Source organism: Vibrio gazogenes (genome assembly GCF_002196515.1).
Classification (GTDB): domain Bacteria; phylum Pseudomonadota; class Gammaproteobacteria; order Enterobacterales; family Vibrionaceae; genus Vibrio; species Vibrio gazogenes_A.
On sequence record NZ_CP018835.1, the window covers coordinates 44074 to 58200 of the forward strand.

Annotated in this window: 15 protein-coding genes; 7 read left to right on the forward strand and 8 right to left on the reverse strand. The window is 44.7% G+C overall.

From position 1 onward, the window contains the following. Positions 1 to 91 precede the first annotated feature (91 nt). Positions 92 to 1132, reverse strand: a complete 1041-nt coding sequence (gene pspF, locus BSQ33_RS00210) for a phage shock protein operon transcriptional activator (protein ID WP_088132846.1) — start codon at positions 1130 to 1132, stop codon at positions 92 to 94. 205 nt (positions 1133 to 1337) lie between these two features. Between pspF and pspA the strand changes: the two genes are divergently transcribed. From pspA to pspC, 3 genes are read left to right on the forward strand one after another with little or no spacing between them, the layout of a single operon-like run. Then, positions 1338 to 2012: a phage shock protein PspA gene (pspA, locus tag BSQ33_RS00215; protein WP_021020438.1), complete on the forward strand. Its 675-nt coding sequence runs from the start codon at positions 1338 to 1340 to the stop codon at positions 2010 to 2012. A 9-nt stretch (positions 2013 to 2021) separates the two neighbouring features. Then, positions 2022 to 2261, forward strand: coding sequence for an envelope stress response membrane protein PspB (gene pspB / locus BSQ33_RS00220; RefSeq protein WP_021020437.1), 240 nt, complete (start codon positions 2022 to 2024; stop codon positions 2259 to 2261). After that, positions 2221 to 2640 carry an envelope stress response membrane protein PspC gene (gene pspC / locus BSQ33_RS00225; protein WP_085049872.1) on the forward strand — a complete coding sequence of 140 codons (420 nt, stop codon included), beginning with the start codon at positions 2221 to 2223 and terminating at the stop codon, positions 2638 to 2640. The genes pspB and pspC overlap by 41 nt, the downstream gene beginning before the upstream one ends. A 98-nt stretch (positions 2641 to 2738) precedes the next feature. Here pspC and BSQ33_RS00230 read toward each other — a convergent pair whose 3' ends face one another. The 3 genes from BSQ33_RS00230 to BSQ33_RS00240 all read right to left on the reverse strand — a co-directional run bounded on the left by BSQ33_RS00230 (position 2739) and on the right by BSQ33_RS00240 (position 7886). Continuing rightward, entirely contained in the window at positions 2739 to 3938 is a 1200-nt protein-coding gene (locus BSQ33_RS00230; protein WP_021020435.1) for a cystathionine beta-lyase, read from the reverse strand. Positions 3939 to 4020: 82 nt separating this feature from the next. Further along, positions 4021 to 5475 carry a cardiolipin synthase gene (gene cls, locus BSQ33_RS00235; RefSeq protein WP_021020434.1) on the reverse strand — a complete coding sequence of 485 codons (1455 nt, stop codon included), beginning with the start codon at positions 5473 to 5475 and terminating at the stop codon, positions 4021 to 4023. A 242-nt stretch (positions 5476 to 5717) separates the two neighbouring features. After that, the gene (locus tag BSQ33_RS00240) at positions 5718 to 7886 is read right to left on the reverse strand and encodes a methyl-accepting chemotaxis protein (RefSeq protein WP_088132847.1); all 2169 of its coding nucleotides are present in this window, start codon (positions 7884 to 7886) and stop codon (positions 5718 to 5720) included. Between the two features lie 627 nt (positions 7887 to 8513). Here BSQ33_RS00240 and BSQ33_RS00245 point away from each other — a divergent pair. From BSQ33_RS00245 to BSQ33_RS00255, 3 genes are all read left to right on the forward strand, one after another. Next, positions 8514 to 9857, forward strand: a complete 1344-nt coding sequence (locus BSQ33_RS00245; protein ID WP_021020432.1) for a sodium-dependent transporter — start codon at positions 8514 to 8516, stop codon at positions 9855 to 9857. 116 nt (positions 9858 to 9973) lie between these two features. Continuing rightward, on the forward strand, positions 9974 to 10675 hold the full coding sequence (locus BSQ33_RS00250) for a TIGR01621 family pseudouridine synthase (protein WP_021020431.1): 702 nt from the start codon (positions 9974 to 9976) through the stop codon (positions 10673 to 10675). A 7-nt stretch (positions 10676 to 10682) separates the two neighbouring features. Further along, the gene (locus BSQ33_RS00255) at positions 10683 to 11615 is read left to right on the forward strand and encodes a class I SAM-dependent methyltransferase (protein WP_088132848.1); all 933 of its coding nucleotides are present in this window, start codon (positions 10683 to 10685) and stop codon (positions 11613 to 11615) included. Positions 11616 to 11662: 47 nt separating this feature from the next. Here the strand turns inward: BSQ33_RS00255 and BSQ33_RS00260 are convergent, their stop codons facing one another. Further along, on the reverse strand, positions 11663 to 12106 hold the full coding sequence (locus tag BSQ33_RS00260) for an META domain-containing protein (RefSeq protein WP_021020429.1): 444 nt from the start codon (positions 12104 to 12106) through the stop codon (positions 11663 to 11665). A 291-nt stretch (positions 12107 to 12397) separates the two neighbouring features. Here BSQ33_RS00260 and BSQ33_RS00265 point away from each other — a divergent pair, with 291 nt between their 5' ends. Further along, complete coding sequence (locus tag BSQ33_RS00265) at positions 12398 to 12652, forward strand: DUF1289 domain-containing protein (protein ID WP_021020428.1); 255 nt, start codon at positions 12398 to 12400, stop codon at positions 12650 to 12652. Positions 12653 to 12694: 42 nt separating this feature from the next. On the opposite strand, the gene BSQ33_RS00270 is transcribed toward BSQ33_RS00265, so the two are convergent. From BSQ33_RS00270 to rplY, 3 genes are all read right to left on the reverse strand, one after another. After that, positions 12695 to 12916: a hypothetical protein gene (locus BSQ33_RS00270; RefSeq protein ID WP_021020427.1), complete on the reverse strand. Its 222-nt coding sequence runs from the start codon at positions 12914 to 12916 to the stop codon at positions 12695 to 12697. Between the two features lie 233 nt (positions 12917 to 13149). After that, entirely contained in the window at positions 13150 to 13296 is a 147-nt protein-coding gene (locus BSQ33_RS21485) for a hypothetical protein (protein WP_021020426.1), read from the reverse strand. 482 nt (positions 13297 to 13778) lie between these two features. Further along, complete coding sequence (gene rplY / locus BSQ33_RS00275) at positions 13779 to 14057, reverse strand: 50S ribosomal protein L25 (RefSeq protein ID WP_021020425.1); 279 nt, start codon at positions 14055 to 14057, stop codon at positions 13779 to 13781. Positions 14058 to 14127 lie beyond the last annotated feature (70 nt).

A 14127-nucleotide genomic window follows, 5' to 3' on the forward strand; every position in this document is an offset into this window, starting at 1 on the left:
TTAGCCACAGAAATCTGCCTCAAACAAGCGGCTAATTTACCACTTTTATATGAGTGAACCAATGAAAAACACATTGAAATTGATTCATAACCTACTCATTTTTAGTGATGAGCTGATATTTTCGGATCAGACCTCTTAATTGATGATAGCTTAATCCTAATAACGGAGCGGCATTTTTTTGATTATATTTGGCTTGGGTCAGTGCTTGCATAATGACGTGGCGTTCTTGTGTGTCTACCCATGCTCTGAAATTGAGTGGAAATTCAATGTCACTCGCGTGAGGCGCGTCTTGACGGGCCGGAATGTTTTGTGCTGCATGAACATCTGCTTCATCGGGGGCATTGTTATCTGATGGTGGCAGTTGCCACTGACACTGAAATGGATCCAGCACTAACTCGTCGATTGGGTCATCGACTGAACGATGCTGATAGACCGCGCGCTCAACCACGTTTTTTAATTCGCGGATGTTTCCGGGCCAGTGATAGCCCAGTAATTGGTCCCGGGCTTGTTGACTGAACCCGGCAAAGTAGGGGCGTTCAATTTCATGACACATCCGTATGGCGTAGTGTTCGGCAAGCAGTAAAATATCTTCTGTTCTTTCCCGCAGTGGTGGCAGGTGAATAATATCAAAGGCTAACCGATCTAATAAATCTGCGCGAAATTCGTGACGTCCGGCCATGGATAATAAATCACCGTTGGTCGCACAAATCAGGCGGACGTCAGTCTTGAGTGTTTTTGAACCACCCACGCGTTCATATTCCCCATATTCAATCACCCGTAGCAACTTTTCTTGGACATTCAGCGGTGCTGCTGCCAGCTCATCAAGAAACAGGCTGCCATGCTCTGCCCGTTCAAAGCGGCCTTGGTGACGTCCTTTTGAACCGGTAAAAGCACCGGCTTCATGACCGAACAGTTCGGAGTCAATTACGCCTTCGGCAAGGGCAGCACAATTGAGAGAAACCATCGGATGTTCCCATCGATGGGACAAATAATGGATACGCTGGGCAATCAGTTCTTTACCGGTTCCCCGTTCCCCTAAAATTAAGACGGGTCGATTGATTTGAGCCAGATGAGACGCTTTTTCCAGCACGGCCAGAAAATAGGGGGATTCACCAATCAGGTTAATTTTCATGGGCTGTTCCAATAAGCAGTTTCAATCATCAAATAATGGTCAGATTAACCAAAAAGTGGTTATAAATACAAACGTTGTGAAGCGGAATAACTCTGGAAGGTGTTAATTGTTTGATTTTTATCGTTTTTTAAATATGGCATAGGTTTTGTATAGTCTGAACAAGCATATCGTATGAACAGACCATGTAAACAAGAGGAAACATCATATGGGCATTTTTTCCCGATTTGCAGATATTGTAAATTCTAATATCAGTGCATTACTTGATAAAGCAGAAGACCCTGAAAAAATGATTCGTCTGATTATTCAGGAGATGGAAGACACATTGGTTGAGGTTCGCAGCCACTCTGCCAAAGTGCTGGCAGATAAAAAAGAGCTGTTGAGAAAAATAGAGTCTCTCGACAGTCAGATTGAAGAGTGGACACAAAAAGCATCTCTGGCACTGGCGAAAGAGCGAGAAGATCTGGCCCGTGCTGCGCTGATAGAAAAGCAGAAGTTGCAGGACACGATTAAAGGTTTAAAAACAGAGTTTACATTGGTTGAAGAAACCATTGATAAACTGGCGGATGAAATCACCAAATTAGAAACTAAAATTACCGAAACCAGAGCCAAACAGAAGGCGATGATGATTCGGGCACAGACTGCGGGGAAGCGTCGTGATGTGCAAAAGCATTTGCAGCGCAACCGTACCGATGAAACGATGGCAAAATTTGATCAGTTTTCAAGACGTGTCGATGAGCTTGAAGCTGAAGCGGATATTTATGATCAAGCCGGGCAAGGGAAGACCTTAGAGCAAGAGTTTGCCGATCTTCAGGCTCAGGATGAAATTGATAGCGAGCTGGCGAAGTTGAAACAGGCGCTGAAAAAAGATCAGTCAGAATAAGGAATAATTATGTTAGTGATGCTTGTGTCTGTACCACTGATTGTCTTTATGGTGGTGGTGGCACCTTTGTGGCTGATTCTTCACTATCGAAGCAAAAAACGTTCAGAGAGTGGTTTGAGTCAGGAAGACTATGAACAGTTGGCGGCTTTGTCGGCAAAAGCGGATTCTCTACAACAGCGTGTTCATACGTTAGAAAAAATTCTAGATGATGAAACGCCAAACTGGAGGTCACATTATGACGGTGCATAAATCCCTGTATCGGGATCCTCGCCATGGCAAAATATCAGGTGTGTGTGCCGGTGTTGCCAATTATTTTGAACTGGAAGCGTGGCTGGTCAGAATCATTGTTTTGTCCGCTACATTATTAGGGGGCGGCTTTCTGGTTATTCTGGCGTACATTGCGCTCAGCCTAATGTTGGAAAAACAGCCGGAAGATTACGATCAGACCGTTCAGATGCAGCGTGAACATAAGTTAAAAAGTCGCCCCTGGAAGCAGGGGGCTTCGGCTCACCAGCTACTCCATAATTTATCGCAGGAGCTGGATAAGGTTGAAGTTAAAGTTTGTCAGGTTGAGGCTTATGTGACATCCGATGCATTCAAAGTCAATAAGGCATTTCGGGATTTATAAGGTGTTGTCGGGGATAAGGCTGGCAATCTGTCCAGAGTCTCCGGTGTTGAATATTTCAAACACCGGAGAGCACCGTCTTCATCGTGGTGTTGATGTTATCAGACTGAGACAGCGTCGAGAGCTTCCTGATAACGCTGAAGACCTGCGGCTAGATCAGCAATTAAATCATCGGGATCTTCAAGGCCGATGTGAATACGAACCAGCGTTCCGGTAAAGTGTGGATGCGCAACTGTGCGTAATGTATTGAAGCTTTTCGGTTCATTGGCAAGAATAAGACTTTCAAACCCACCCCATGAATATCCCATACTGAAATGTTGCATGTTATCGAGCAAAGCCGTTGTTGCCCGAGGGTGACTGGTTTTCAAGACAAACGAGAACAAACCGTTCCCTCCGGTGAAATCCCGTTGGAAATATTCATGTCCCGGGCACGTTTCCAGTCCCGGATGACGGACATGATCCACTTCCGGGCGTTCTGCCAGCCAGCGAGCCACTTTCAAACTGTTTTCAGCATGCTGTCTGAGTCGAACATCCAACGTCCGGATACCGCGCAATCCCAAATAAGCATCGTCAGGGGAGACACATTGACCCATCAAATAGCTTTGTTCCCGCAGTTGCTCCCAACATTTTTCATTGGCAACAGCGGTGCCCAACATACTATCAGAATGACCGACAATATATTTAGTGGCAGCCTGGACTGAGATATCCACACCGTGTTCAAAGGGGGAAAAGTTCACACCTGCGGCCCACGTGTTATCGAGAATCACGATGATGTCATGCGCATGAGCAATCCGCGATAGAGTCGGGATATCCTGAACTTCCATCGTGATCGAGCCGGGAGATTCGGTAAATAGAATTTTCGTATTCGGGCGAATCAGGGATTCAATACCTTCACCGATCATCGGATCATAATAGGTGGTTTCAATCCCCATCTTTTTCATGATGGTTTCGCAGAAATCGCGGGTTGGTTCGTAACAAGTATCGACCATCAGGATGTGGTCACCGGTAGACACAAACGAGAGAATGGCATTGGTAATGGCTGCCGTACCACAAGGATACAGTGCACATCCGGCACCCCCTTCGATATCGGTCATCGCTTCTTGAAACGCAAAATGTGTATTGGTACCACGACGACCATAGAACAACGTTTTATTGGTCCGGTTGATCGTTGCGTGATTTTTGGCGGCGACGGAATCGAAAATAATAGAGGAAGCGCGTTGTACTGGCGGGTTCACCGCGCCTTGTGTCCATTCTTTTTTACGACCCGTGGTCACAAACTTCGTTTTTCTTCCTTCTGACATGCAAAGTCCTTTGAGGCGAATGTAGTGATTATTTATTTAAAACATGGGAGAGATATGCATTCAACCCTGAGAATAAAAAAACTCACAATAATGGATTAAAAAGGTAGAAAATCCGTTCTAAAAGCCGGTTGTAATGGGGCCGGTTTTGCCATGCTTCATCCGTCACGGGATAGGACTGCTCAATATATTCATCCTGTAATTGCGATAGCTTTTGGGTAAATTCAATATCATCAACAGCCAGTGTGACTTCAAAATTTAACCATAGGCTACGCATGTCCATATTGACGGTACCGACCAGACAAAACTGTTGATCGATAACAACGGATTTGGTGTGGAGCAGGCCCCCATAAAACTCATAGATGGCGATACCGATATCCAGCAACTCACCGTAGAAAGATCGAGAAGCCCATTTGACCATGGTTGAATCATTCTTATGGGGAATAATGAGATCAATGCGAATTCCCCGTTGTGCAGCGGTTTTCAGTGCTGAGAGTAGCTCGGAGCTAGGCACGAAATAAGGAGTAGTGATTCTGATAGACTCATTGGACTGATGAATTGCGAGAATGAGTGCCTGAGAAATCAAGTATTCGGGCATTCCCGGCCCGGATGGGACGACCTGAATCGGATGGCGGGGTAAACCGTCATCAATGCGACACAAGGGAACTTGTGGAAACTCTCTGACGCCGGTTTCAAACTCCCAATCCCAGCAATGAATCGCTGCCAGCACATTTACGGTTGGCCCAGTGAGACGGACCATAATATCAATCCACTGACCGACCCCTGAGTCCTGCTTGAAAAACGCGGGATCAACCAGATTCATTGAGCCTGTATAAGCTACCATATCATCAATCACAATAATTTTTCGGTGCTGGCGAAGATCAAGACGATGCAGAAAAATACGCCACGGACGAACTTCCAGTGCCTGAACGATCTGAACACCGGCATCGGTCATCATGTGGTACCAGTGGCTTTTCATAAAACGGTGGCTGCCCGCAGAATCTAGCAGTATTTTGACATCGACGCCTCGTTTGACCGCCTGAATGAGACTCGAGGCGACGGAATCTGCCAGACCTCCCACGTGCCATATATAAAAAACCATGCGAATGGAACGCTGTGCTTGTTCAATATCTGCAATGATTGAATTCAGAATGACCTTCGGATCGCGCTGTAGCGCCAGCGTATTGCCACTGAGCGCCGGAATTCCCATACGATGGTTACAGAGTTCATCGATTTTATAGATGTGGGCGCCCATATTTTCGGTAATATGAGCCTGGCAGTCATTCAATTGGGTAAACCATTCGCCGAAAGAAGGTGACATCGCTTTGGCTCGCTCAGCCCTTTTTCTGCCAAGATTGAGCTCTCCGAAGAGGAAATAGCAGAAAACGCCAAGAATCGGCAGAATATAGATCACCATCAGCCAGGCCAGAGAGACGCTGACTGCTCTTTTTTTAAAGACGATTCGAAATGTCACCAGTGCGACCAGTAACCAATAGACACCAATGCTGACTAAAGTGAGAATATGATAAATTTTATCCATATACCGTTGTATATCCGCTTTATTTCTTCATGGATATTAAAGTGAAAGTGCCATTTAGGGAAGCAAGATTCATCCACGACTATCAATTGTTACAATTGATAGTCGTGGGGGCTTGGTGTTGATATTTTTATACCCAAATGACCTCAAGATGCAGTTTCAGCGAGAATCACTGGGCTCAGAGGCAAGGCAGAGATTTGAGTCATAGCCATTCTATGGCGAGAAGTATATCTTCCCCAGAGGGGTTAGTTTCTGAGTTTAAATTGTTGAATTAAACCGTTGAGCTGTTCAGCTTGTTCAGTGAGTTCTTGGGCGGACTGAGCACACTGTTCTGAATTCGTGGTGTTTTGGTGTGTCACTTCATCAATCTGATGGATGCCGGAATTGATCTGTTCTGCACCGGTTGCCTGTTCTGTCGCTGCCTGAGCAATTTCATTCACTAACGTTGAGACTTCACTAATACTTTGCACGATTTTATCCAACGCTGCTGCGGTTTGTTCAGAAAGCTGGATCCCGCGTTTGGTTCTTTGCGCTGAGGTTTCGATGAGTGAAGCTGTTTGTTGTACTGCTTTTGCACTGCGGGCTGCCAGTTGGCGTACTTCATCTGCGACGACCGCAAAACCTCGTCCTTGTTCTCCGGCACGAGCCGCTTCTATCGCCGCATTCAGTGCCAGTAAATTCGTCTGTTCAGCAATTTCTTCAATCGATTGAATGATATGGTTGATATCATTTCCCGATGATTCGATCTCTTGCATCGCATTTCTGAGTTCAGCCATCAGTTCATTGCCATTCTCAGCGGATTGTAGCGATTGTTGTGACAGGTTACTGGCTTGCTCTGCATGGCCAGAACTTTCTTTGATTTGTGCTGTAATCTGGGCGATGGTGGCACTGATTTCCGTAACGGACGAAGCTGAATTGGTCGCGCCATTGGCTAAGTCTTGACTCAGTCCGGCAATGGTATCGGCATTTTGAGTAATCACGCCTGAGCGGTGATTGATTTGACTGACTAATGTATTCAAATCATTGACCATTTGTGTCAGTGCATGACCGAGTTGATCTTGTTCAGATGCAAGTTCAACGGTGAGGTTAAGGTCTCCACAAGAGATCTTCTCAGCCACTGACACTTGCTTTTGCAAGCTATCCGCCATGTTGTCGAGTGCGTTAGATAACTGACCGACTTCATCGGGCGAATGATAATTTAGACGGCTGTGGAACTGACCACTCGCAATTGACTGAGCCATATTCACCGCAGCCAGAATTGGTCGTGTCAGTGTTCTGGCCATCAGGAACAAGGCACCAATTGCAAGGATTGTAATCCCTAAGCCAATGAGAATTTGCCAAGTCATATTTTCTTGATTGTTGTCTGCGAGCGCTTGGGAAAGTTGGTGCACATTTTCCAGGACCAGCCCCTGAGCGACGCGAATCAGAATAAACCAGGTGACGTCACTATGACCTAAAGAAATCGGTACATAGACTTCGATGAGATTATCTTGATCATTGGTATGAGTGAACGGCTGTTTCTGTTGAATCACATCCATGACTTGGGTGCTCTTCGTACCGAATAATCCATCAATGGATTTGCCAATAAATTCTGGTTTCTGACTGTCTGCGATGACCAGCCCGGAATCTGTCAGAATTGAGATTTGAGAATGACCGTCATACAGTTTAGAAGAAATTTGCTGGCTGAGTTGTTGGACAAAATCGAGGTTGTAGTCGGTGCCTACAACCCCTTTGAACTCACCATTCACAATAACAGGGGCTGATAAAGTTGCCAGCCAGACATTCTTGCCTTGGACCACATAAGGCAGTGGTGCGGTAACCGTTTCGTGCAATGTTTTTTCCGGAACCTGATACCAGGCGCCTTTGATAACACCATTCGGATGAGGTTCTGTCGAGTCATATTCGACTAATGGCTGAACTTCAATTTTACCGGATTGATCGCGAGTCCAGTAGGGCGTGTAACGCCCAGTTTCTTCATTATTACCGTTCAGGCTGCTTGCGTTGAGATAGTCTTGGTTGTCGAAAGCGTTTGGTGCCCAGCAGCTATATGTGCCATTGAGATCTGGGTTATTTTTCAGGACCGCCAACAACATATCATTGAAAGATTGCCGATTGAGTAAGATGGTTCGATTGGATTCTTCATAGGCTTTCGAAGCAGACGCGGTCTCAGCTAATGTCCGGGCTGCATTAAGACCTTTTTCAAGGCGTCGGCTAATTGATTGAGCATACTTAGAGGCTGTCGCTTCTAATTCGCTAATCGTGATTGTTTTGACAATGGTTGAAACTTGTTGAGAAACCAACTGTTGTGTGGTTGATGCAGAATAAACGCCATATCCGACTAAGATACCAGAAGTAATAAATAAACAGATACCTGCGGTGAGCGCTATCTTGGTTTGAATCGATTTAAATGTCATAAAGGCTTCCCTGAAATATTATCCCAATTTGACTTGGTATACGCCTGCCTCCATGTGAACCCGTTTTTAATCGGTTGTTTGAACATGACATTTTCGATGAAAATTCATGCCTTCAATCTTGGTTTCACTCGTCAAAGAAAGAACTCTTCTTCATTGAATTGGATAAGCATAACTATGAATATAGCCTAATGGATCTCAATCGGATTACAGTTGTTGTATGAATTGTGAATCGATGATTGGCCTAGCCAGCAGCCCTGATGGTAAAAAACAAATCTTATCTAATCATAGATGAATGTTTTCGTGATACATAACTTTTCAAACGTGATTCAGTGTGATTGATATCTGTTTTTTATGAATGAGGGGCTTTGGCGGGATGTTCTTGTTGTTACTTTGTTAAATTAAAGATAAATCGAGAAGAAGGTGGTTAAAAAAACAGCATGCAGCTCGATAAAATAGGACACTATCAATAAATAAAACTGTTTGGCCTTCCAATTTTAAGGACAAACTGTTTTACTTGCCACGCTTTGCGAATCAGCATAATTTTTACTAGGTGTACATTTTATTTTACACTCATCTGGTTCGATTCAGTGTAAACACAATATCGGCATAAAAATTGGTATAAAACATATGGCAAGTAATACAAGAGGTCATTTTTCTTCGAAACTTGGCTTTATTATGGCGGCTGCTGGTTCAGCTGTCGGTCTGGGGAATGTCTGGGGATTCCCTACCAAAGCGGCCAGTAATGGTGGCGCAGCTTTTTTGGTGATCTATCTTGTGATGGTCTTTCTGCTAGCATTTCCAATGCTTGTAGCTGAACTGACGATCGGACGTCATGGGCAGGCAAACCCAATTTCCTCCTTAAAATCAATCTGGACTAAAAATCGTGCGCTTGCCGGTGGGTTTGGATTAATTGCGATTGTGACAGCATCATTTATCCTGAGCTTCTATTCTATACTTGCGGGTTGGTTAGTCAGCTATGCCATTGCTCCGGCAATTGATTTGGCTGGTTTTCATCAAACCTCAAGTTGGTTAGTCGATTTTGGTGTTTCACGTAATTTAATTTTTACAGTGATTTTTTCTTTATTAACGATTTTGGTTGTGTTGCGAGGCGTTGCTGATGGCATTGAGCGCTGGTCAACACGATTGATGCCTCTGTTATTCATCTTGTTTGCGGTGATGATTCTATACATCTTCACTCAAGACGGAGCAATGGAAGGGCTGAAGATGTATCTGGTCCCCGATTTGTCTCAGCTTCACGGTGGATTATTTGTTGATGCCATGGGACAGGCGTTTTTCTCCCTGTCACTGGGATGTGGCTCAATGATGGTTTATGGCTCGTATCTGAAAAAAGATGTCAACCTTCCCAAGATCGCAGCACAAGTTGCTTCAATTGATACCGGTGTTGCTTTCTCAGCCGGATTGCTGATTTTACCAGCGATGTATGTTGCGAAAAATAACGGTGTCGATATTTTCACTGAAAGCGGCGCACTAAAAAGCTCCGGTGATTTAGTGTTTAAAGTGCTGCCTGCTATGTTTGAGACCATGGGGAACATTGGGGCATTACTCGGATTCGGCTTCTTTGTTTTGATGGTCATAGCGGCCCTCACGTCTGCCATTTCAATGCTTGAAGTCCCAGTATCCTGTGCGCAGGATGAACTGGGGTGGGGGCGTTCAAAAGCGACTTGGTTGATCGGTGGTTTGATCCTACTGATTAGCATGATGATTTGCCTCAATTTTGGTCAGCTTTTTGGTTTGGTTGCTGATATCACGACGGTCTATATGCAGCCGTTACTTGGTGCCGCTTGGGCTGTTGTAGTTGGGTGGATTTGGAATCGGAATAAACTGCTCAATGAGATTAAGCAAGGTTATCCGGAGATCGAACAAGGCTTCTTTTGGAAAATCTGGCCATGGTACGTTCGTTTTATTTGTCCGGTTGCGATCATCATGGTGTTTGCTTACCCATTAATCTAATCATTCTGCTGAGATTTCCAGCGACAACACCTTCCTTCGGGAAGGTGTTTTTGTGATGGCCGGTTTTGTTTCTCACACTTTCCCTCTATACTCCACCGCCTGATGTGGAGGATGCCATGTTTCGTATATTATTTGTTCATTCTGACTTTGTGTTAATCCACAAATCTCCAGGTGTTTCGGTTCATAAAGACGATGGAGATACCATGCTTGTCCATGAAGTCAGTCGTCAACTGGGAGGTGAACCGCTTTATCTGGTTCACCGGCTAGACAAGATGACATCGGGGCTGTTGTTGTTGGCGCGTTCTGCTGATGCAGCCCGAGCGTTATCAGCCTGTTTTGCCGAACGGACGGTTGAGAAATACTATTTGGCGATTGGCAGTAAAAAGCCGAAGAAGAAGCAGGGGATCATTTGTGGTGATATGGTCCGTTCCCGTCGTTCCGGATGGATGCTGACGACTGCGCAAACCAATCCGGCAATCACTCAGTTTTTTTCGACCGCTGGTGAACAAGGGGAGCGCCTGTTTATTTGCCGTCCCTTGACGGGGAAAACCCACCAAATCCGAGTTGCATTGAAGTCGATTGGTGCTGCAATTGTTGGCGATCCTATTTATCACAATAGCCATGATGCGGATCGTGGTTATTTACATGCTTACGCCTTGGCATTTCCGTATGCCGGTGAATGGCATCAGTTTATTTGTGATCCGAGACATGATGATGTCATGGGTGAGAAGTGGCGGGAGCCTGCGATTGTCCACGGCATTGAAATGTGGTCTGAACCGTGGTTACTCGATTGGCCTAAAATTAAACGAAAGCCTTGAATTTATGATGGATAGCAATCAACTAACAGTTTTTTTTCAACATCTTGAGCAGCAACTTAAACCTGAATTATTTGAAATCAGACGCTTGTTTCATGGCCGGGGGCGATGCTGGCCGGGGCTGGAGCAACTGACGGCAGACTGGTTAGCACAGCAACTGGTGGTGAGTCTTTTTAAAGCGCCAGATGAACATTTTATGCATTTGTTACGTCAAGGGTTACTTGAGTTGACACGACAAGCGGATTGGCAACAATGCGGTGGAAAAAGTATTGTACTCCAGCATCGTTATGCACAAGGTGCACCGGCTGAAGTGCTGTGGGGAACGCTGAACTCACATCCGGTTGCCATCGAGGATGGCTTAAAATATCAACTGGATATTGGCCGGAATCAGAACTGTGGTCTATTTCTCGATATGCGTTATGGGCGACGCTGGGTGAAAGAGCAGGCGGCAGGCAAGAAGGTGTTGAACCTTTTCGCTTATACCTGTGGCTTTTCTGTCGCTGCGATTGCGGGGGGCGCTGACCAAGTCGTCAATCTGGATATGGCAAAGTCTTCACTGGCGAAAGGACGGGACAATCATCTTCTCAATCAACATGACGTGAGTCGTGTTCATTTTCTGGCTCATGACCTATTGAAATCATGGGGAAAAATCAAAAAATATGGTCCATATGATTTAATCGTCATTGATCCACCGACCTTTCAAAAAGGCAGTTTCGCACTGACGAAAGATTATCGGAAGATTTTAAGGCGTTTGACGGATTGGTTAGCGGCAGACGGGCAGGTGCTTGCTTGTGTTAATGCACCGATGGTTCCAAGTGATTTTCTGGTTCAGAGTATGCGCGAAGAAGCGCCGACATTGACGCTCAGCCATCGTTTAGAGAATCCACCTGAATTTGCGGATGTCGATCCGGAGTCTGGGTTGAAAGCGCTGGTATTCCATTGAACTGAGATCTGACCCGGTGGGATTGCCACCGGGAATCTAATGTATCGCTACTTGCTCTGAGCCTCAAATACAAGGGTATGTTTTTCACCTTGCAAGGTCAGCTTGTTTTTATCAATATCGATACGGCTCCATTCGGAGAGCGTTGATATAACCGTATTATTGAGTGCTATTTCTTTTTTCAGGCATAATTTCATCGTCGAGTTCAAATGGGTGACTCTGAACTCATGTGAATCCACGTCGATGTCAACTTCACCGACATAATCATTACAACCCGCCAGACCCGTCGCTGTCATTTTTTGATCAACATGTAGTGAGGGTGCTTTCTTTCCTTTCGGGCGTTCCAAAGCTTTGCCATCCAGCTCAACCAGATGCCACTGAGGGGTTTGCAGTTCAGACAACTGGATTGGCTTATCTTTACTCGCGCATCCTGCCAAGCCAGCTAAAGCTGTGAATGTGATTGTTGTGACGATAGCCTTTGAACTAAGCTTCATATAACCAACCTTTGATTGTTAAAATTGTGACGTTGTTATTCTTTTTGCATATAGATTCACAGTCAATCTGGATACCCAAAGAATATATCCGGTAACCTTTGTTTGAGTGTCAGAAGCCGCATCATGATATGCAAATACAATTCGGCGAAGTTAATCAACTCCCAACGGGATTGTAAAGAAGGATTTTGATATTTCAATCACCGGAGCGCAATAACGGAACGAAAATGCATTTCAGACGCAAGCTATATTGAATGGAACATAGATATCGCATCAGACTTTGGATTATAAGACATGGAACAACTCGAATTTTTTGATATTCCCAGCCCTTGTATCCGTGTGTGTGAAGTGGATGAAAAAGGTTATTGTCGGGGCTGTATGAGAAACCGAGACGAACGTCTTCGTTGGTTGAAGATGAGTTCGGCTGAGAAGATCCATGTCATTCAATTATGCAGAATGCGTTATCGCCGAAAAATGGCTAAAAAACATGCCGCCGGTCATTTGGACAAACACAACTCAGAAAGCCCGCAGCGCGATCTATTCGAATGATATCTTAGACCGATGCGAAATGTTGTGTGACCCTATCTTTAATTATTTATTGATATGCCAGCGATCACTGACCCAACCGCCAGCCCGTTCATCAAAATGATTGCCCGAAAACTGACGCTGACTTTCTGCTTTTTTTTCATGGCGAGGTTGTTCATGGATTAGATGATGGATGTATTTTGACATTGGATCGTCAGATTGACTGTGTTGTTTTAGGGCGACCTCCTTAATCATATTGAGTCGATATGTTGGACTTGAATGTTTCATGTGACCTCCTATTGATGAACCTGTTCAAAAAGTAACCACTTTGTGTGGCTGCGTCAATACGGTGTGCCTGAGTTCTCAGTTATTTTTGATCTTGGGCAAAAAATACTTAAAGATAGGGGATTCCAGCGGGTGAAGTTATGTCTTGTCAAAAACTGATAAAAAAAGAGATAGTCGGTGGACTATCTCTTCGGGCAATGGTTTAGTGATAATTGTGTTGTTTGTGTTCGGTCAAATTAACGTGTTGTTTGTTGAAATTTTGCGGAAGCGTTACGACAGTTTTTCTCAACGTTACGTAAATACTTGCTTGTTTTCAGAAAGTTGTTTTCAATGGTTTTCAGGCCAGCGATAATTTGTTTTTGCACTTGTGCTTCAGAATTCATCTGCAAATCCCCTCAAGATAAAAATAAAAAGGCTAACGAGAGCATTGCTCATTCGTTAGCCAAACTTACCGTTGTTAGAGACCTGAAGCAGAATGAATCGGTGCTGTTATCTGTTTTAGCGATTCACCGCTTTACTATTATTATTTTTGTACGTTTATGATTTGCGTACGTTGTGCCTATGATCGTTATGTTGTGTTTGATTGTTGCCGCGAGTATACGGGAAGAGAGAGGTGTCTCCGAGCTTTTTTGAACAAAAAATGATCAAAACGAGAGGTGGATTGCAATTTGTTGCTCATTTTTTAAACGTTTCATAACGGAGTTGCTTCTCTATTATCATCGTTTAGCGTGGGAAGGTGCATAAAATAGCGAAACCCCGATGTTTGGTAGTCATCGGGGTTTCTGAACTGTAGATATCACGGTTGGTAAGGCCGATTATCTTTATGCAAAAGGTGCTGGATTACTCCGGCTAATTCTAAAAAGAATTAGATACGGATGAAGTCCATGTGTGTTACTTTTGGCTTGAACACATGACGCTGAACATCTTGTGGTTTCACCTTAACTTCTGCACCGTCAATCACAAGCGTGATTGCTTCGTAGAATTCAGGCTTGTCCATTTGGTTGATGACATCATCATGAGTCAGTGCGATAGATACAGGGGCTGCATCACCACCGTAAACGATAGCTGGGAATAGGCCAGCATGACGTAGGCGGCGGCTCGCACCTTTACCTAGTTCAGTACGTAAGACTGCTTCAAATTTCATATTATTTACTCTCAAAATTAGTAAATGGTTTGGTTAAGTCTGGCAATGCGACCTTGCCAGACGAAGTCCG